This is a genomic window from Acidimicrobiales bacterium (genome assembly GCA_036399815.1).
Lineage (GTDB): Bacteria > Actinomycetota > Acidimicrobiia > Acidimicrobiales > DASWMK01 > DASWMK01.
This window is the reverse complement of the sequence record DASWMK010000168.1, coordinates 19,518-38,307: the sequence shown is the minus strand read 5'-3', so window position 1 is coordinate 38,307 and position 18,790 is coordinate 19,518. Positions and strand designations below refer to the sequence as shown.

Below are 18,790 nucleotides of genomic sequence, written 5' to 3'. Positions count from 1 at the left end.
CGGCGGCCAGGCGGCTCCGGCGGCCGGCCACGGCCGTGGCGACGGCCCCGGCCGCGGTCAGCCCCCTCGCCCACCGGTGGAAGCGCCCGGCCCGGCCCTGCCGGTAGGGCTCGGCCGACAGGCCCATGGCCCGCTCCATCCACGTCGACGCGGCGAGGTCGACGGCCGCGCCGAGGACGCCGAGCCGCCGGGCCGGCCCGGCGTCGGCCGGGGCGACGAGGCCCATGGCCAGCCCGCCGGACGCCGCCGCCGCGCTGCCGACGAACACGAACGGCAGCTGCGGGTGGGCGTCGTGCCAGGCGGGGACGGCCGTGTCGGCGGTGAGGACGGCCGTGTAGCTGGCGACGGCGGGGGCCAGGGCGGCCGCCGCCAGCCCGGCGACCCGGCCGGCGCCGGGGAGCAGGCCGGTCACCTCCGAGGCGGCGGCGGCCCCGGCCGGCGGGCCGTAGGCGGCGAGGAGCCAGGTGCCGACGCTCATCGGCGAGGTCGGCTTGGCCACCCGCAGCATGTTGGCGAACCGGCCCGGGCGCCCGAGGTCGTGCACGAGGAACGCCGTGCTGGCGGCGAGGTGGGCGGCGGCCGCCAGCCGGCCGGCCCGCCGCAGGGCCCGGTTGCCGGTGAGGTCGGCGCCGGCGGCGAGCAGCGAGGACCCGGCCATGATCCCACCGGCCGCGAAGTAGGCGGGGATGTCCCACTTCCACACCGGCCGCTTCAGCACCGGCCGGCCGTGGTACGAGCGGAACTCGGCCGCCGGCACCATCGGCTCCTCGCCGCCGCGCCGCCCGCCGGCCCCCGGCATCAGCGCCGGCCCAGGAACGCGACGACGGCGCCGACGGCCATGGCCGCGGCCGCCGCGCTGGCCCGCCGCCACATGGCCGGCAGGTCGCGCGTGGTGACGACCGGGTCGGGCGGCAGCCCGTAGACCTCCGGCTCGTCGAGGAGCAGGAAGAAGGCGCCGTCGCCGCCCACGCCGTCGGCGTCGTCGTGCCCGTAGAGGCGGGCGGACCCGACGCCGGCGTCGTGCAGCTCCCCCACCCGGCGGGCGGCCCGCTCCCGCAGCACGTCGAGCCGGCCGAACTGGATCGAGTCGGTCGGGCAGGCCTTGGCGCAGGCCGGCTCGAGGCCGCCCTTCAGCCGGTCGTAGCACATGGTGCACTTCCAGGCCCGGCCGTCGCCCCGCCGCTGGTCGATGACGCCGTAGGGGCAGGCGGGGATGCAGTAGCCGCACCCGTTGCAGATGTCCTCCTGCACCACGACCGTGCCGAACTCCGTGCGGAACAGCGACCCGGTGGGGCACACGTCGAGGCAGGCGGCGTTGGTGCAGTGCTTGCAGATGTCCGACATCATCAGCCAGCGCATCCCGGCCCGGTCCCCGTCGCCGGCGGTCGGCTGCTCGACGAAGGCGACGTGGCGCCAGGCGTTCGCCCCGAGCGAGCCGGTGTTGTCGTAGGACCACCCGAGCAGGTCGAGGCCGGCCTCGGGGACGCCGTTCCACTCCTTGCAGGCCACCTCGCACGCCTTGCACCCGATGCACACCGACGTGTCGGTGAAGAAGCCGACGCGGGGCGGTGGCTCCTCCCACCCGGCGTCGGGCGCCGGGTCCACCGGGCCGAGGAGGCGGTCGCGCAGGCGGGTCACGGGGGTCCCCCCTCGCCGGCCCGGCGCCGGTGGTCCTCGACGTAGCGCAGGAGCGCCTCGCCGGTCGGCCGCCGGCCCGGGCGGATGTCGCAGGCGCCCACCTTGCTCTCCTGGATGTGCACGTTGGGGTCGAGGGTGATGCCGAACAGGTCGTTCGCCGCGTCGCCGGTGGTGAGGCCGCCGCCCTGGCCCCAGTGGTACGGGATGCAGACCTGGTGGACGGTGCGGCCGGCCACCCGCAGCGGCACCAGCCGGTCGGTCACCAGCACCCGGGCCTCGACCGCCGACCGGGCGGTGACGAGGTGGGCCCAGCCCAGGTGGGTCAGCCCCCGCTCGGCGGCGAGGGCCGGCGACACCTCGACGAACAGCTCGGGCTGGAGCTCGGCCAGCAGGGGCACGTAGCGGCTCATGCCGCCGGCCGTGTGGTGCTCGGTCAGCCGGCTCGTCGTGAACACGTACGGGTACACCTCGCTGCCCGGCGCGCCCGGCCCCGGCTGGCCGGGGTTGGCGGCGTGCGGGAACACCTGCCGGACGGGGTTGGCCTGCTGGCCGTACAGGGCGTTGGCGACCGGCGACTCGGCCGGCTCGTAGTGGGTCGGGAGCGGCCCGTCGACCAGCCCGGCCGGCGCGAACAGCCACCCCTTCCCGTCGCCCTGCATCACGAACGGGTCGGCGCCGCCGAGCGCGTCCTCGCCCTTCGCGCCCGGCGGTGGCTCGTACGACGGCGGCTTGGTCCGCTCGAAGTCCGGCACGTCGAGGCCGGTCCACTCGCCCCGCTCGGCGTCCCACCAGACGTAGGCCTTGCGCTCGCTCCACGGCCGGCCCTCGGGGTCGGCCGACGCCCGGTTGTAGAGGATGCGCCGGTTGGCCGGCCAGGCCCAGGCCCACTCGCCGGCGACCGGCCCCTGCGCCTCCGGGGGCGGCCGGCGGGCGGCCTGGTTCACCCCGCCGGCGTACACGCCGCTGTAGATCCAGCACCCCGCCGTGGTGGTGCCGTCGGCCCGCAGGTCCGTGAAGCCGTCGACCGGCCGGCCCGTCGCCAGGTCGACGCCGTTGATCTCCATCAGCACGGCCTCGGCCGACGGCTCGTCGTGCTCGCCGTGGGTCGGGTAGTCCCAGGTGAGGTCGAGGATCGGGCGGTCCCGCTCGTCGGTCGACCCGGCCAGCCGCTCCCGGACCATCCGGCCGAGGTGGAAGAAGAACCACAGCTCGGAGCGGCAGTCACCCGGCGGCTCCACCGCCTTCTCCCGCCACTGGAGCAGGCGCTGGGTCTGGGTGAACGTGCCCTCCTTCTCGACGTGCGAGGCGGCCGGCAGCAGGAACACCTCCGTGCGGCACTGCTCGGGGACGATCTCGCCGGTCGCCACCTCCGGCCCGTCCTTCCACCAGGTCGCGCTCTCGATCTCGAACAGGTCGCGCACGACGAGCCAGTCCAGGTTGGCCATGCCGAGGCGCTGGGCCCGCCCGTTGGCCGAGCCGACGGCCGGGTTCTGGCCGAGCAGGAAGTAGCCGCTGATCTTCCCGTCGATCATGTCGAGCACCTGGCGGTAGGTGCCGTGGTCGCCGTCGATGCGGGGCAGGTGGTCGTAGCACCAGTCGTTCTCGGCCGTGGCCGCGTCGCCCCACCAGGCCTTCAGGAGGCTGACCGTGTAGGCGTCGGCCCGGCCCCAGAACCCGGCCCGGCGCTGCCCCGTGATCCCCTCCAGGTACGACGCCAGGTCGCGGTGCTTGCCGGCGTCGGGCATCGGCAGGTAGCCGGGCAGCAGGTTGTAGAGGGTCGGGATGTCGGTCGACCCCTGGATGCTGGCGTGGCCCCGGAGGGCGAGGACGCCGCCGCCGGGCCGGCCCATGTTGCCGAGCAGCAGCTGGATGATCGCCCCCGTGCGGATGTACTGCGCGCCGACGGTGTGCTGGGTCCAGCCCACCGAGTACACCAGCGCCGTCGTCCGCTCCCGCCCCGAGCTCTCGGTCCACGCCCGGCACACCTCGAGGAACTGCTCCTTGGGCGTGCCGCAGACGCGCTCGACGGCCTCGGGCGTGTAGCGGGAGAAGTGGCGGCGGAGGATCTGGTACACGCAGCGGGGGTGCTGAAGCGTCGGGTCGCGGCGGGGCCCGTCGCCGTCGAGCGGGGCGCCGTGGCTGCCGTGCTCGTGGGAGGTCGCCTGCTCCCGGGCCTCGCCCTGGTCCCGCCCGCCGCTCGGCGGCTCGGCCGTCATCCCCTCGTACTGCCAGGACGACGGGTCGTACAGGCGGTGCTCGGCGTCGAAGCCGGAGAACAGCCCGTCCAGGTCCTCGGTGTCGAGGAAGCGCTCGTCCACGATCGTCGACGCGTTCGTGTAGGCGAGGAGGTACTCGCGGAAGTCGAGGCCGTGCTCGAGGATGTGGTGGACGACGCCGCCCAGGAAGGCGATGTCGGTCCCGGCCCTGAGCGGGACGTGCAGGTCAGCGAGGGCGCTGGTCCGGGTGAAGCGGGGGTCGACGTGGATGACCTTCGCGCCCCTGGCCTTGGCCTCCATCACCCACTGGAACCCGACCGGGTGGCACTCGGCCATGTTCGAGCCCTGGATGACGATGCAGTCCGCGTTCGCGAGGTCCTGCTGGTAGGTGCTCGCCCCGCCCCTGCCGAAGGATGTCCCCAGACCGGGGACGGTGGCCGAATGTCATATGCGGGCCTGGTTCTCGATCTGGATGGCGCCCAACGCGGTGAACAGCTTCTTGATGAGGTAGTTCTCCTCGTTGTCCAGGGTGGCGCCGCCCAGGCTGGCGATCCCCGTCGTGCGCCGGAGGGGGACGCCGTCCTCGTTCGTGTCCTGCCACCCGGCCCGGCGGGCGGCGAGGACCCGGTCGGCGATCATCTCCATCGCCGTGTCGAGGTCGAGGTCCTCCCACTCGGTGCCGTAGGGCCGCCGGTAGCGGACCTTCGTCTGGCGGAGCGGGCTCGTCACGAGGTTCCGGCTGGCGCTGCCCTTCGGGCACAGCCGGCCCCGGGAGAGCGGGCTGTCCGGGTCGCCCTCGATCTGGGTGACCCCGCCGTCCTTGACGTACACCCGCTGCCCGCACCCGACGGCGCAGTAGGGGCAGACCGAGCGGGCGACGTGGTCCGCGTCCTCGGTGCGGGGCCGCCACGCGGCGGTGCGCTCGGACACGGCGGCCGCGCCCCGGCCCAGCCCGTCCCGGCCCGTCACCTGGCGAAGGACCGGCCAGCGCCCGAGCAGCGCGCGCACGTCCATCCGCCGCCGCCGCTACCCGTGCCCCCCGCCGCCAAACACGGTCAGCGGGTGCTCGAGGCGAACTTGCGGGACGCCAGGTACGAGAACACGGCGGTGATGCCGACGGCCCACACGACGGCGACGAGCACGTCGCTGCCGGGGTCGCGGCCGTTGTAGAGGGCGCGGACGGCGTCGGTCAGCACGGTGAACGGGTTGTGCTCGGCGAACACCCGGAGCGCGGCCGGCATGTTGTCGGGGTCGACGAAGGCCGACGACACGAACGTCAGCGGGAACATCCAGATGAACCCGGCCGAGTTGGCCGCCTCGACCGAGCCGACCGACAGCCCGATCAGCGCCTGCACCCACGAGAAGGCGTAGGAGAAGCCGAACAGCAGCAGGGTGGCGCCGACCGCGCCGGCCAGGCTCCCCTCGAACCGGAAGCCGACGAGGAAGGCGACGACGATCATCACGACGAACGTCAGCGCGTTGCGCACGAGGTCGGACACGGTGCGGCCGACGAGGACGGCGGGCTGGTGCATGGGCAGGGAGCGCAGGCGCTCGACGATGCCCTTCTGCAGGTCGTCGGCCAGGCCGACCCCGGTGAAGCCGGAGCCGAACAGCACGGTCTGCGCGAAGATCCCGGGCAGCAGGTACTGGCGGTAGCTGGCGTAGCCGGGCACCTCGATCGAGCCGCCGAAGACGTAGACGAACAGCAGCACGAACATCACCGGCTGGACGACGACGAAGATGATCAGCTCCGGGTTGCGGGGGATGGCCCGCAGATGGCGGGACGCCTCGGTCCAGCTGTCCCTGGCGAACCAGGCGGGGCCGTCCTCGATCTCGACGGTCGTCGCCGCGGTGGTCGCGGTGGCCGCCGTCATCCCCGGTCCTCCCCGTCCTCGGCGGCGTGGCCGGTGAGCTGGAGGAACACGTCGTCGAGGGTCGGCCGGCGCACGCCGACGTCGGCCACCTTCACGCCGGCCTCGTCGAGGGCCCGGACCACCGCCGGCACCATGCCGGTGGCGTCCTCGACGGGGATGCCGACGAGGCGCCGGTCCCGGTCGACCTGCTCGGCCGCGCAGGCGTGGGGGTGCAGAATGGCCGTCACCCGGTCGAGGTCGGCCGGGTCCTGCACGGTCACCTCGACCCGGTCGCCGCCGATCTCCCGCTTCAGCTCGCTCGACGTGCCCCTGGCGATGACGGTCCCGTGGTCGATGACGACGATCTGGTGGGCCAGCCGGTCGGCCTCCTCCAGGTACTGGGTGGTGAGGAGGGTGGTGGTGCCCTCCCGCCCGAGCTCCTCGATGAGGTCCCACATGGCCAGGCGGCTCCGGGGGTCGAGCCCGGTGGTCGGCTCGTCGAGGAACAGCACCGACGGCCGGCCGATCAGCGACATGGCGATGTCCAGCCGCCGGCGCATGCCCCCCGAGTAGGTCTTCACCACCCGGCCGCCCGCCTCGGTGAGGTCGAACCGGTCGAGCAGCTCGGTCGCCCTCGCCCGGGCCTCCGGCCGGCGGAGGTGGAAGAGGCGCCCGACGATCTCGAGGTTCTCGAAGCCGGAGAGGCGCTCGTCGACGGCGGCGTACTGCCCGGTCAGGCCGACCCTGGCCCTCGCCCGGCGGGGCTCTGCGACGACGTCGACGCCGTCGATCGTGGCCCGCCCGGCGTCGGGCCGGATCAGCGTGGTGAGGATGCGGACGGTCGTGGTCTTCCCGGCGCCGTTGGGCCCGAGCACGCCGAGCACCGAGCCGCGCTCCACCTCGAGGTCGACGCCCCGCAGGGCCTCGGTCGACCCGAACCGCTTGGTGAGGCCCTCGGCGACGACAGCCGGCACGGCCGACAGCCTGCCGCGCGCGGTGGCGGCGCGCGGTGCATTTCGCTCCTAGGCTCTCGGCTCGTGGGAGCGGGGGTCACCGAGGTCGACGTCCGGCTCGACGACGGCCGGGCCCTGCACGCCTACGACACCGTGCCGGAGGGCGGCGACGACCGGCTGGCCGTGTTCTGGCACCACGGCACGCCGAACACGGGGGCGCCGCCCGCGCCCCTGGTCGCGGCCGCCGAACGGCTGGGGCTGCGGTGGGTGTCCTACGACCGCCCGGCATACGGCGGGTCGACCCCCCACCCGGGCCGGTCGGTGGGGTCGGCGGCCGGGGACGTGGCGGCCGTCGCCGACGCGCTCGGCATCGACCGGTTCGCCGTGATGGGCCACTCGGGCGGCGGACCGCACGCCCTGGCCTGCGCGGCGCTGCTCGGCGAGCGGGTCGTCGCCGTGGTGGCCGCGTCCGCGCTGGCGCCGTACGGGGCGGACGGGCTGGACTGGTTCGACGGGATGACCGCCTCGGGGGTGGCGGCGCTGCAGGCCGCGCTGGCCGGCCGGGAGGCGATCGAGCGCCTCGCGGCGTCCGGCGCCGAGTACGACCCCGAGTTCACCGAGGCCGACCTGGCCGCCCTGCGGGGCGAGTGGGCGTGGATGCTGGAGGTGGTGAACGCGGCGATGGCGGGCGGCCCCGACGGCCAGATCGACGACGACCTGTCGTACGTGCGGCCGTGGGGCTTCGACGTCGCCGACGTCCGCTGCCCGGTCCTGCTCCACCACGGCGCCCGAGACCGCATCGCGCCGGTGGCCCACGCCCGCTGGCTGGCCGAGCACTGCCCCGACGCCGAGCTGCGCGTGTTCGACGACGACGGCCACGTCAGCGTCCTCACGAAGTCCCCCGAAGCCCTGGAGTGGCTCCGCACCGTCGCCGCCTGACACACGGCGGGCGCCGCTGGGACCGTCGAAGCGACGTGGCTGCCGTCCCTCTCGGTGGTCAGCGGTGGGTGCGGTAGCGGAGGTAGACGACGCCGTTGTCGAAACGGCGCTCTTCGAGCAGGTCCAACTCCGTGCGGGCGGCGCTCCCGAACGCGGGCTTGCCCCGGCCGACGACCACCGGGCCGACGAAGAGGTGGCACTCGTCGACCACGCCGGCGTCGAAGGCATGGGCGGCGAGGGTCGCCCCGCCGATGGTGAGGTCGCCGGCGGCCGACGCCTTGAGGTCGCGGACGGCATCGGGGTCGAAGCGGGGCTCGAGCCGTGTGTTGGCCGTCGACACCGTGCGGAGGGTCGTGGAGTAGACGACCTTGTCCGCGCTCTGCCAGACGCCGGCGAAGTCGGCCCGCAGCTCCGACTGCGCGGCCAGGGTGGGGTCGGTCTCCCACACGGCCATCGTCTCGTACAGCCGCCGGCCGTAGAGGTAGGTGCCGACAGGGCGCACGAGGTCGGTGATGAAGCCGAAGTACTCGTCGGTCGGCTCGGCCCAGTCGAAGCGGCCGTCGGCGTCCTCGATGTGGCCGTCGAGGGTCACGTTCGCCACGTACATCAGCTTGGCCATGGGCCTCCTCCGGCGTCAGCGGGACCGCCCCGGCGAGCCAACGTACGCGCGAGCGCACGACGCGGGCAGCTGAGCGGTCGCCGGCTGCTAGGCGCCGTGCCGATCGAGGACGCGCTCGGCGCGATCGAGCTGGCGGGGCGCGTCTTCGGGGTGGTGGCGGATCTGCCAGGACGTGCACCGCAGCGCGTGGTGGGCGACGTGCGCCCGGAGCACGCGTGGCTCGATGCCCGTCGCCTCGACGACGTCCCAGACCGGCTGATCGTGGCCGTCGAGGTCGTACGCGAACCGCACGAGGTCGAAGCGGGGATCGCCGGCGCACGCGCCGTCCCAGTCGATGATGCCGGTGAGCGCGCCGTCGTCACCGGGGAACCACGCCGGGTCGGCGTCGGCGCCGAGGGCCTCGACGCGGTCGAGCACCGCCGCGCTGCGTCGACCGCCGGAGCGCAGCGGCTCGTGCATCGCCCAGCCGTCCACGCCGACGGTGAGGGTGTCCACGACCGACGCCCCCCAGGGGAGCAGGTCGGCGCCGGCAGCGGACACGCCACCCCGACCATGGCGGCGACGCACGCCACCACCTGCTGCACCATCGCCGGTGAGGGGTTGTCGACCGACGCCCCCGGCAGCACCTGCTGCGCCGACAACGTGCCGCCGTCGACCACGAGGACGTGCCGGTACTCGGGGACGGGGACCCCGCGTGATCGGAGCTCGGCGAGGGCGGGGAGGAGCCCGGCGTAGCGGTCGGCGACGGTCTCGTCTGGGAACCGCTTGAGGACCACCGGCTCGCCGTCCGGCTCCGTCGCCCACCATGCCCCACCGGACTCGCCGGCCTCGACCCGACCGCCGAGCTCGAAGCCCAGCCGACGCAGCCGCGCCCGGTTCGCGTCGCCACGCGCCGAGCGGGTCAGCCGTCGACCGCGTGGCGGACGTACACGACGCCGCCGCCGAACGCCCGGGTGTCGACCAGCCCGAGCCGTGCCTGCACGCCGGCCGGCAGGGCGCGCTTGCCGCCACCGACGATCGCCGGGACGAGGAACAGCTGCACCTCGTCGACGAGCCCGGCGGCCAGCGCCTGCCCGGCCAGGTCGGCGCCGCCGATCGACAGGTCCGTGTCGGCCCGCTGCTTCAGCTGCCGGATCAGACCGGGGTCGAAGTCCCGCTCGATGCGCGTCCGTGCGCTCGCCGCCGACGTCATCGTCCTCGAGAACACGATCTTGTCGGCGGCTCGCCAGACCGAGGCGAAGTCCCGGATGACCTCGGGGTCGTCGTCGGCCAGACCGGCCGTCTCCCAGAAGACCATCGTCTCGTACATCCTGCGCCCGTACAGGTGGGTGGCGATGGGCCGCTCGAGGTCGTTGACGAACCCGTGCACCTCCTCGTCCGGCGCCGCCCAGTCGAACCGCCCGCTCGCGTCCTCCACGTAGCCGTCGAGCGACGCGATGGCCGAGTAGATGAGTTTGCCCACGCTCACGCTCCAGTGTCGACTCGGTGATCCGGGCGTTTCCACTGAGACTCCCCTCGCTCCCGAGACTCATCGGACCCGGACTACGGCGGACGTCCGGCGCAATCCACTCCGGCGCCTCGGGACTTGGGCATCGGTCGTTCGTGCGGCCGCCGCGTTCGCCGACAAAGTGAGACCGGTGGCTGCTGAGCGACACACCTCGGCGGCCTGTGCGGAATGCGCTGCTACCTTCCTCGGGCGGCGACGCCAGCGCACCTCGACTTGTTCGGGCCGCGCAGCGGTGCTTCCCCATGGTGGGCCTCGCAGCGATGCGACACCTCCAGTATGCGCCGGCCGCCCGAAGGCGTGCGATAGGCGGCGAGGTCGAACACAACGGCGCGTGGCGCCGACATGACCACTCACGACCGGCCACCTCGCCGAGCACGTGGCCCGGTAGCTCAGCGCTGACATCGGCAGGACCGCGACGGCGTGGCGGTGACCAGTCGTCTGCGCCGGGCTACGAGCGATCAGGGCTCGCGCCTTGCACGCCTACAGCGCCGCTGGAGTTCCGTCCGTCAGCAGTGCAGCCGTGCGACGCTCATGTCGTGCGAGAGCTTGCCGGCCGCCTCTACGTACCGAAGGTGTACCCGATCGAGGCGGAACGCCAGGCGGTCGTCGAACTGTTGGAGTACGCCATCGAGGCGAGCGGCGGCCGGCTCGTGTACAGCTCCTTCCGCGAACAGCTCGTCGCCCCGATCTACTTCGGAGCCGATGACACCCAGGGTGGGCGCTACGGCATTCTCGTCTACCCGTTCACGACGACTCGCCGCGAGACGAAGAACCGGCCGCGTGACGAGCACCGGGCTCAGATTCGGCTCGGCGATCCGGTGCGAACTCGGGATGAGGACAACCGCGTCGCGCGTGACATCGCGGGAGTGGACGTCACGTTGGTACTCGCAGTCGACCCCGAAAGCGAGTTCATCGTCGGCCTTGACCCGCTCGTGTACGACGACCTTCCAATGGGCATCTCGGTCTACTACCGCGACCGGCATGTCGAGCTTGCCGACGAACACGCGTGGGCAGTATGGGAACGCAAGAAGACGGGAGGGAAGCGGCGCCCGAGTTGGGAGGGACTGGAAACCCTCGTCGGGTTCAGGCCGCACCGCCTGCTGGACTATGTGCGGTTCGAGTCGAAGGCCACCGCGCTCGGTCTCGATCCTGGTCTACGTCGCTCGCTGGCCGAGACGTTCCTCACCTCTGACTCCGGTCCGCATCGTCTCGAAACGTTCTTCGGCCTGCCGTCGGAAACCATCCTCGACATCATCGGTTCGAACTTCCGACTGGGCATCGCTGTCCGCGGAGGGGTCGCCGAGCATCACCTTGCAGCGGCGCTGCGCGTCGACCCGTCGGTCGCTCACGTCCAGGAGATCGACGAGGACGGCCAGCCCGACCTCCGCGTCCAGCTCATCGACGGACGCACGCTTCTGGTCGAGTGCAAGACCGTCAGCAAGGACCGCTACAAGAACGGCGGCGACTTCAAGGTTGAAGTTCAGAAGACCCGCGACTCAGGGACCGGCCGAAAGTACACGTTCGACCAGTTCGATGTCGTGGCCGCGTGTCTCTTTCCCTCGACCGGCATCTGGGAGTACAGGTTTCAATGGACTGCGAACCTCACGCCGTGGAAGGAGGACAACACACGGATACAAGCGATTCAACGAGTCGACTCCACTTGGCGCGTCCGCTTCGCAGACCTCGTTGTTTGACACATCAAGAGGGGAGCAGTGTTCACGTCGCGGCGGCTACGCCCTCGGCGACCCTTCGACCCAGCAAGGGCGGCACAGAATTGCCGATCTGAGACTGGATCGAGCCTCTGCGCCCGACGAAGGCGAACGAATCGGGGAAGGTGAAGAGCCGGCGTAGCTCCGGGACTCGCAGCCGCCGATTCTCCCAGTGAAACGGACCCACGTTCGGCCCCGGTTGAGCCTGGATTGTCGGCGACGGACGGCTCGGATCGAGCTTCAACAGGAACGACCAGTAGCGGGTTCGCCAACCGAACACCGGGTTCGGGTGACCTCGCTCGGCCGTGTAGTGGAGGTAGTTGTCGCCTGGCGGGATGTCGGGCAGCAGATGGCCCCACTTGCCGCGGACAACCTCTTCTGGCTCGGGTTCCGTCACGAGCCCATTCAGAGCTTCGCCGGCCGTGACGTGCGGCAGCGGCCCGCCGACGACTCGCCGCCGCTCCCACTCCCCGTGGTGTGTCGGCTCCGGCAGCTCCGGCGACTTCTCGCCCTTGGCGGCACCAACGATGAAGAGGCGGGGCCGCGCCTGGGGGATCCCGTAGTCGGCGGCGTTCAGGACTCGCCAGCTGAAGCGGTAGCCCGCGTCGTCGATCTCCCTTAGCAACCGCTCGAACGCTGGACGGCTCGCCTTGTTGTCGAACGTCAGCGCGTAGACGTTCTCGAGTATGAAGTGCCGCGGCCGGGCCTCGACGAGCACACGCGTGTACGCCTGAAGGAGGCTCGCTGCAGGGTCGACACCGTCACGCTTCCAGTCGAGCCAAAACCCGGACTTCGAGAAGGCGACGCACGGAGGACCTCCGACGAGCAGAGCAGGTCGCTCGCGGCCCGTGAACCCGCCCGCGCGCAGGATGTCTCGTGTGGTGATTCCTCTCGGCGCACCGGTCGCGAGCGGATACAGGTCGGCGCGGACGACTTCCTGCAGGCCGGGGAAGAAGGCGCTGGCGTTCTTCTCCATCGTGTCGGCAGCGTCTTCGTCCCACTCGACGGCGACCGTGGTCCGAAAACCGGCTGCCTCGATCCCCAGGTCGAGGCCGCCGGCACCCGAGAACAGCGAAATCGCCGAACCGACAGCCATGGCGCGAGTCTGGCTCCCTGCGCCGTGCGGGGCGCGCATGGTCGACCCCGCCAGGAGGCTCAGCTGGTTGCCTTGTCGGCGACGGTCACGGCTCGTCAAGCCAATGGCCGGAGGGTAAGCAGGGGGTGTGACAGTGAAGCCGGCGGCGGGCGAGCCCGAACGGTCGCTGACCAGCCCTCCTGCGGTCCCGAAGACGTCCTTCGCGTCGAGCGAGGCCGCGCGCCGGCGTATGCAGACGCAGCGGCGTGTCGGGACCGGACCGGAGCTCGCGGTTCGGCGAGCAGCGCACCGGCTAGGCCTGCGGTTCTTCGTCAATCGGCGCCCGCTCCCCGGCCTCCGGCGCACAGCAGACCTGGTGTTCCCAGCAGCGCGCGTCGCCGTGTTCGTCGACGGGTGCTTCTGGCACGGGTGCCCGGTTCACGCCCGCGGCACGATCCGTAAGAACACCTGGTACTGGCCCGAGAAGATCGCGAGCAACCGGCGCCGCGACGACGACACCGACGCTCGCCTTCAGGCCGAAGGCTGGCTTCCGCTACGGATCTGGGAACACGAGCATCCGACTGACGCCGCACTTCGCATCCAAGCGTCGGTCGGGAAGCGGCGTCGCCGAACGGTCGCTTGACCCCGACAGTGACCGCCCGAGCCACCGGGACGGAGGTTCGATCGCACGTTCGCGTCCGACGACTCGGTGCTGTTCGACCCTTCGTCGGCGACAGGCTGACTGGATCCTTGGCGTTCGCCTTGATCTCGCCGTGCCCGATGGTCGGCGTCAAACACCCTCAAAAGGTCCGCTCTGAAGCGCGACCCCATGAGCGTCTGCAACGAACGGAGGTCCGCCACGATCGGCGCCGTCGGCGAATGACAAAGGCGTCGTTCGCCATGCCGATGGCACGTGCGGACCGAGCGCGCAAAGAGGCACGCTCGCCGGCTCGCTACCACACGCGACGTGCGTCTGAGGCGCTCGATCCAGCGTGTCGGAGGGGGGACTTGAACCCCCACGCCCTTGCGGGCACTAGCCCCTCAAGCTAGCGCGTCTGCCTATTCCGCCACTCCGACGTGGACGGTCGATGCTAGCGCGGCTGGAGCCAGACGGCGCCCGGGTCGAACGTGCCGTCGGGCCTCGGGACCAGGCCCTGGACCCGCCGGGAGAACACCGTGGCCGTGCGGAACTGGCCCAACGGGACGACCGGGGCGCGGGCCAGGACGAGGCGCTCGGCCTCGGCCCAGGCGGCCGCCCGGCGGGCCGGGTCGGGCTCGGCCCGGGCCGCGTCGATCGCCGCGTCGACCTCCTCGTCGGCCAGGCCGACGGCGTTCTCGGCCCCGCCCGAGCGGAACAGCGGGGTGAGGAAGGCGTCGGGGGTCGGGAACACGCCGACCCAACCCAGCCGGAACAGGCCCTGGCCGCCGCTGGTGGCGAACGTGGCGAACTCCTCGGGCGGCCGGCCCCGGAGGGTCGACGGGATGCCGGCCTCGGCCAGGTCGGACTGGATGGCCCGGGCGAGCGCCTCCTGCGACGCGCCCTGGTCGTAGTCGAGGGGCAGCTCGGGGACCCGGCCGTCCGGGAAGGCGGCCTCGACCAGCGAGCGGGCCCGCCGGGCGTCGTGCGAGCAGGCCGACCCGCAGGCGTCGTCGACGGCCCCCGGCACCCCGGCCGGCACCAGCGCCGCCCGGGGCGTCACCGCCGTCCCGTACGCCGCCCGCACGACGCTGTCCCGGTCGATGGCGGCCAGCACCGCCTGGCGGAAGCGCACGTCGTCGAGCGACGGGCTGCGGAGGTTGAACCCGAGGTACAGCATCGCCGGGAAGGGCACGAACCCCCTGGCCCCGGCCCTGGCCTCGGCGTCGCCCACCGCCGTCGATGGCACCTGGGACCAGTCGAGGTCGCCGGCCACCCAGGCGGCGTAGGCGTCGGCGTCGTCGGCGTAGAGGTGCAGGTCGATCCCCTCCAGGTTGGCGGCGACCCCCTCGGCCGGGCGGAGGTGGACGACGGCGCCGTCCCGCCCGGCCACCCGGAACGGGCCGCTGCCCACCGGCGACCCGGCGAAGGCCGGCGCCGACGCCGCCACCTGGGGCACCACCCCGAGCAGCGGGCTCGACAGCACCGCCGGCACCTCGGCGGACGGCCGGTCGACGGTGACCACCACCTCGCCGGCCGACGGGGCCGACACCTCGACCCCCCGCAGCGCGGTCGCCACCGGGTCGCCGGCGCCCCTCGCCGCCATCCGGGAGAGCGAAAAGGCGACGTCGCCGCCGGTCACCGCCGACCCGTCGGAGAAGCGGGCCCCCTGGCGCAGGGTGAACCGCCAGGTCCGCAGGTCCTCGGACGGCTGCCACGAGGCGGCCAGCGCCGGCACCGGGGCGCCGTCGGGTCCCGCGGCCGTCAGCCCGTCGAACAGCAGGTCGGCCGCCACCAGGGCGGCCTGGTCGGCGGGCGAGGCGGCCACCGGGTCGAACGACCCGGGGTCCTCCAGGCCCATGCGCAGCACGCCGCCCGGCTGGGCCCCCGCCGGCGGCGACGAGGTGGACGACCCCGGGCCACCGCCCGGCGCCGGCGCCGTGGACGGGGCCGCCGTCACCTGCGAGGTGGACGGGAGGGTGCCGTCGCCCGGCGCGGCCCGCTCCAGCGGCGGGGCCGACGGCGGGCCGGCGCAGGCGACGGCGAGCGTCGCCACGACGGCCGCCAGGGCGGCGGCCGACCGGCAGCGGGGCCGGTCAGTCCAGGAGGAGGACCAGGCCCGCAGTGGTGAAGGCGAAGATCAGGGCGCAGACCACCGTGATCCGGTCGAGGTTCTTCTCGACCACGGTGGACCCCGCCGCGGTGGACCCGAGGCCGCCGCCGAACATGTCCGACAGGCCGCCGCCCTTGCCGCTGTGCAGCAGCACGAGGAGGACGAGCAGCGCGGACACCACCACGTGGATGGCGACGACGACGTACGTGAGCACGGCCGACCACGCTACCAGCCGGTGGCCGCCCGGCGACCCCGCGCGGCCACCCGCCGAGGCGCTAGATGACGTCCATCCGCTCGGCGAAGTGGCACGCCGAGGGGTGACCGTGGCCGCGGTCGACGAGGGCCGGCTCCTCCTGGGCGCAGATCTCCTGCGCCTTCCAGCACCGGGTGCGGAACCGGCACCCCGACGGCGGGTTGATCGGGCTCGGCACGTCGCCGGTGAGCACGATCCGCTTGCGCTTCCGCTCGGCGTTGGGGTCCGGCAGCGGCACGGCCGACAGCAGGGCCTGGGTGTAGGGGTGGGTCGGCTCCTCGTAGATCTGCTTCCTGGTGCCGGTCTCCACGACCTTGCCGAGGTACATGACCGACACCCGGTCGGAGATGTGGCGGACGACGGACAGGTCGTGGGCGATGAACACGTAGGCCAGGCCGAGGCGCTCCTGGAGCTCCTCCAGCAGGTTCACGACGCCGGCCTGGATCGACACGTCGAGGGCCGACACCGGCTCGTCGAGCACGATCACCTTGGGCTCGAGGGCGAGGGCCCGGGCGATGCCGATCCGCTGGCGCTGGCCGCCGGAGAACTCGTGCGGGTAGCGGTTGCCGTGCTCGGGGTTCAGGCCGACGGTGCGGAGCAGCTCCCGGACCCGCTCCTTGCTGCCCTTGTTGTAGAGCCCGTGGATGCGCAGCGGCTCGGCCACGATCTCGTTGACCGGCAGCCGCGGGTTCAGCGAGGCGTACGGGTCCTGGAACACGATCTGGAGGTCGCGCCGGATGTGGCGCATCTCCCGCGAGTTCTTCCTCGTGATGTCCTCGCCGCTGAACTCCACCGCCCCCGACGTGGCCGGCGTGAGCTGGAGGATCGTCCGTCCCGTGGTCGACTTGCCGCAGCCCGACTCCCCCACCAGGCCGAGCGTCTCGCCCGGATAGAGGTCGAACGAGACGTTGCAGACGGCGTGGACCTCGCCGACCTGGCGGCGGACGATCCCGCCGCCCCGGACCGGGAAGTGCTTGACCAGGTTGCGGACCGACAGGATGGGCGTCTGCCCGTCCCGGTTCACGCCGGTCGCGGCGTCGGTCGCGGTCGCCCTCGTCGCCTCCGGCCCGGCGCCCCCGCTCGTGGCGGTCTGCGCCGTCGCCGTCGCCCCCGCCTGCTCGGGACTCGTGCTCATCGGATCCCCCCGTCGGGTCGGCTGGCCTCGGCCGTCGTGTCCGGGTCGGCCGCCATGTCGACGGCCGGCGTCTCGTCCAGCGCGGTCACCTCGAAGATCTCGTCGGCGGCCACGTCGCCCTCCAGCTCCTCCCAGAAGTGGCAGGCGGCCACGTGCCCGGGCGAGGTGGTCTGGTACAGCGGCGGCTCCTCCTCGAGGCAGCGCTGCCGGGCGAGCGGGCAGCGGGGCGAGAAGGGGCAGCCGGGCGGCAGGTTGATCAGCGACGGCGGCGCGCCGGTGATCGGCGTGAGGACCTCGCCCTCGGTGTCGAGGCGGGGCAGCGAGCCGATCAGGCCGAGCGTGTACGGCATGCGCTGGCGGTAGTAGATGTCGTCGACGGTGCCGATCTCGACGGCCCGGCCGGCGTACATCACGAGCACCTCGTCGGCCATGCCGGCGACCACGCCGAGGTCGTGGGTGATGAGGATGATCGCCGCGTGCGTCTCCTCCTGGGCCTTCTCCAGGGTCTCGAGCACCTGGGCCTGCACGGTCACGTCGAGGGCCGTGGTCGGCTCGTCGGCGATGATCACGTCCGGGTCGTTGGCCATGGCCATGGCGATGACGGCCCGCTGGCGCATGCCGCCCGAGAACTCGTGCGGGTAGTTCGAGGCCCGGTCCTTGGCGTTCGGGATGCCGACGATCTGGAGCAGGTCGATGGCCCGCGAGAGCGCTTCGCGCTTCGACACGTCGTGGTGGGCCCGCACCGCCTCGGCCAGCTGCCAGCCGACCGTGTAGACGGGGTTCAGCGACGTCATCGGGTCCTGGAAGATCATCGCCAGGTCCTTGCCCCTGAACCGGTTCAGCTCCTTGGGCTTCAGGCCGAGGATGTTGCGGCCCTGGAAGGTGACCGAGCCGCCGATCTTCGCCGTCTTCGGCAGCAGGCCCATGACGGCGAGCGAGGACACGGACTTGCCCGAGCCGGACTCGCCGACGATGGCGAGCACCTCGCCCGGCCAGACGGCGTAGCTGATGCCGCGGACGGCGTGGACGACGCCGTCGTCGGTCGGGAAGTCCACCGACAGGTCCTTGACCTCGAGGACCGGGTCGGTGGTGCCCCGGCTGGCGGTGGCGGGCCCCTCGTGGGCCTGGCCGAGCTGCACGTGGCTGACGGGCTCGGCCATCAGGCACGCACCCGGCGCTGGGTCGGGTCGAAGGCGTCCCGCAGGCCGTCGCCGAGGAAGTTCACCGACAGGGCGATCACGATGATGAACAGCCCCGGGAAGTAGAACAGCCAGGGCCTCGTGTCGTAGGCCTGCTGCCCCTCGGCCACGAGCCGGCCGAGCGACGTGTCCGGCGGCTTCACCCCGAGGCCGAGGAACGACAGCGCCGTCTCGACGAGGATGGCGACGGCCACGGTGATCGTGGCGTTCACGATGATCGGCCCGACGGCGTTGGGCAGCAGGTGGCGGAAGATGATCCGCGAGTGCGGCGCGCCGAGCGCCCTGGCCGCCTCGACGAACTCCTTCTCCCGCAGGGAGAGGAACACGCCCCGCACGACCCGCGCGATCGAGGTCCACGAGATGGCGGCGAGGGCGAGCGAGAGCAGCAACCAGCTGTTCCCGCCGCCGGTGCCCGCCAGCTTGTTGGCCAGCAGGGCGAACAGGGCGATCGACGGGATGACGAGCAACAGGTCCGTCAACCGCATGAGGATGTTGTCGACGACCCCCCGGAAGTAGCCGGCGACGGCGCCGACGAGCGTGCCGAACGTGGTCGACAGCAGGGCGACGACCAGCGCGATCTGCACGGACTTCTGGGCGCCCCTGAGCACCCGGGCGAGGCCGTCGTGGCCGGGCCCGTCGGTGCCGAAGGGATGGTCGAGGGTCGGCCCGCTCGAGAACTCGGGGGTCAGCTCGTCGTAGTCGTACTTCCAGAGCCGCCCGCCCACGAGCGAGGCGAGGATCATGAAGATCAGCACGAACAGGCTGGCGACGGCGAGCTTGTGCTGGAGGAAGCGCCGCAGCACCATCTTGAACTGGCTGCGGGCCTCGACGGTGAACTCCCGCTCGGGGCCGGCGCCGGGCTGGACCCCGTCCTCGACGACCGCGGCAGGGGCGGCGCTGCTGGTTCCCTCCCCCGGGATCCGCTCCGATGTGTCGGACATGGC

Annotated in this window: 17 protein-coding genes and 1 tRNA gene; 3 read left to right on the top strand and 15 right to left on the bottom strand. The window is 72.8% G+C overall.

Features of this window, described 5'->3' with window-relative positions; translation table 11 throughout:
• From nrfD to VGB14_12150, 5 genes are all read right to left on the bottom strand, one after another.
• Window positions 1–757, bottom strand: a 757-nt coding sequence (gene nrfD, locus VGB14_12170; GenBank protein ID HEX9993674.1) for an NrfD/PsrC family molybdoenzyme membrane anchor subunit, incomplete at its 3' end; no start/stop codon positions are given.
• A 41-nt stretch (window positions 758–798) separates the two neighbouring features.
• A complete protein-coding gene (locus VGB14_12165) occupies window positions 799–1,638 on the bottom strand; it encodes a 4Fe-4S dicluster domain-containing protein (GenBank protein HEX9993673.1) in 840 nt (279 codons plus the stop codon).
• The gene (gene fdh / locus VGB14_12160) at window positions 1,635–4,868 is read right to left on the bottom strand and encodes a formate dehydrogenase (GenBank protein ID HEX9993672.1); all 3,234 of its coding nucleotides are present in this window, start codon (window positions 4,866–4,868) and stop codon (window positions 1,635–1,637) included. The genes VGB14_12165 and fdh overlap by 4 nt, the downstream gene beginning before the upstream one ends.
• A 41-nt stretch (window positions 4,869–4,909) precedes the next feature.
• Window positions 4,910–5,728, bottom strand: coding sequence for an ABC transporter permease (locus VGB14_12155; protein ID HEX9993671.1), 819 nt, complete (start codon window positions 5,726–5,728; stop codon window positions 4,910–4,912).
• Window positions 5,725–6,681 (bottom strand): ATP-binding cassette domain-containing protein, encoded by a 957-nt coding sequence (locus VGB14_12150; GenBank protein ID HEX9993670.1) that lies wholly within the window; start codon window positions 6,679–6,681, stop codon window positions 5,725–5,727. Before VGB14_12150 ends, VGB14_12155 begins: the two co-directional genes overlap by 4 nt.
• Before the next feature lie 63 nt (window positions 6,682–6,744).
• Between VGB14_12150 and VGB14_12145 the strand changes: the two genes are divergently transcribed.
• Window positions 6,745–7,599 (top strand): alpha/beta hydrolase, encoded by an 855-nt coding sequence (locus VGB14_12145; GenBank protein ID HEX9993669.1) that lies wholly within the window; start codon window positions 6,745–6,747, stop codon window positions 7,597–7,599.
• Window positions 7,600–7,657: 58 nt separating this feature from the next.
• On the opposite strand, the gene VGB14_12140 is transcribed toward VGB14_12145, so the two are convergent.
• The 3 genes from VGB14_12140 to VGB14_12130 all read right to left on the bottom strand — a co-directional run bounded on the left by VGB14_12140 (window position 7,658) and on the right by VGB14_12130 (window position 9,686).
• Window positions 7,658–8,218: a dihydrofolate reductase family protein gene (locus VGB14_12140; protein ID HEX9993668.1), complete on the bottom strand. Its 561-nt coding sequence runs from the start codon at window positions 8,216–8,218 to the stop codon at window positions 7,658–7,660.
• 87 nt (window positions 8,219–8,305) lie between these two features.
• Window positions 8,306–8,758 (bottom strand): phosphotransferase, encoded by a 453-nt coding sequence (locus VGB14_12135; protein ID HEX9993667.1) that lies wholly within the window; start codon window positions 8,756–8,758, stop codon window positions 8,306–8,308.
• Between the two features lie 361 nt (window positions 8,759–9,119).
• Window positions 9,120–9,686, bottom strand: coding sequence for a dihydrofolate reductase family protein (locus tag VGB14_12130; GenBank protein ID HEX9993666.1), 567 nt, complete (start codon window positions 9,684–9,686; stop codon window positions 9,120–9,122).
• 575 nt (window positions 9,687–10,261) lie between these two features.
• Here VGB14_12130 and VGB14_12125 point away from each other — a divergent pair.
• A complete protein-coding gene (locus VGB14_12125) occupies window positions 10,262–11,419 on the top strand; it encodes a hypothetical protein (GenBank protein HEX9993665.1) in 1,158 nt (385 codons plus the stop codon).
• Between the two features lie 22 nt (window positions 11,420–11,441).
• Here VGB14_12125 and VGB14_12120 read toward each other — a convergent pair whose 3' ends face one another.
• Window positions 11,442–12,530, bottom strand: a complete 1,089-nt coding sequence (locus VGB14_12120) for a DNA cytosine methyltransferase (protein HEX9993664.1) — start codon at window positions 12,528–12,530, stop codon at window positions 11,442–11,444.
• Between the two features lie 127 nt (window positions 12,531–12,657).
• Between VGB14_12120 and VGB14_12115 the strand changes: the two genes are divergently transcribed.
• The gene (locus VGB14_12115; GenBank protein ID HEX9993663.1) at window positions 12,658–13,152 is read left to right on the top strand and encodes a very short patch repair endonuclease; all 495 of its coding nucleotides are present in this window, start codon (window positions 12,658–12,660) and stop codon (window positions 13,150–13,152) included.
• A 350-nt stretch (window positions 13,153–13,502) separates the two neighbouring features.
• On the opposite strand, the gene VGB14_12110 is transcribed toward VGB14_12115, so the two are convergent.
• From VGB14_12110 to VGB14_12085, 6 genes are all read right to left on the bottom strand, one after another.
• Window positions 13,503–13,586 (bottom strand) — tRNA-Leu (locus VGB14_12110).
• Between the two features lie 14 nt (window positions 13,587–13,600).
• Window positions 13,601–15,202, bottom strand: a complete 1,602-nt coding sequence (locus VGB14_12105) for an ABC transporter substrate-binding protein (GenBank protein ID HEX9993662.1) — start codon at window positions 15,200–15,202, stop codon at window positions 13,601–13,603.
• 40 nt (window positions 15,203–15,242) lie between these two features.
• The gene (gene secG / locus VGB14_12100; protein ID HEX9993661.1) at window positions 15,243–15,473 is read right to left on the bottom strand and encodes a preprotein translocase subunit SecG; all 231 of its coding nucleotides are present in this window, start codon (window positions 15,471–15,473) and stop codon (window positions 15,243–15,245) included.
• 61 nt (window positions 15,474–15,534) lie between these two features.
• Window positions 15,535–16,647 (bottom strand): dipeptide ABC transporter ATP-binding protein, encoded by a 1,113-nt coding sequence (locus tag VGB14_12095; GenBank protein ID HEX9993660.1) that lies wholly within the window; start codon window positions 16,645–16,647, stop codon window positions 15,535–15,537.
• Window positions 16,644–17,807 carry an ABC transporter ATP-binding protein gene (locus tag VGB14_12090; GenBank protein ID HEX9993659.1) on the bottom strand — a complete coding sequence of 388 codons (1,164 nt, stop codon included), beginning with the start codon at window positions 17,805–17,807 and terminating at the stop codon, window positions 16,644–16,646. Before VGB14_12090 ends, VGB14_12095 begins: the two co-directional genes overlap by 4 nt.
• Window positions 17,807–18,787 carry an ABC transporter permease gene (locus VGB14_12085; GenBank protein ID HEX9993658.1) on the bottom strand — a complete coding sequence of 327 codons (981 nt, stop codon included), beginning with the start codon at window positions 18,785–18,787 and terminating at the stop codon, window positions 17,807–17,809. The genes VGB14_12090 and VGB14_12085 overlap by 1 nt, the downstream gene beginning before the upstream one ends.
• Between the last annotated feature and the right edge of the window lie 3 nt (window positions 18,788–18,790).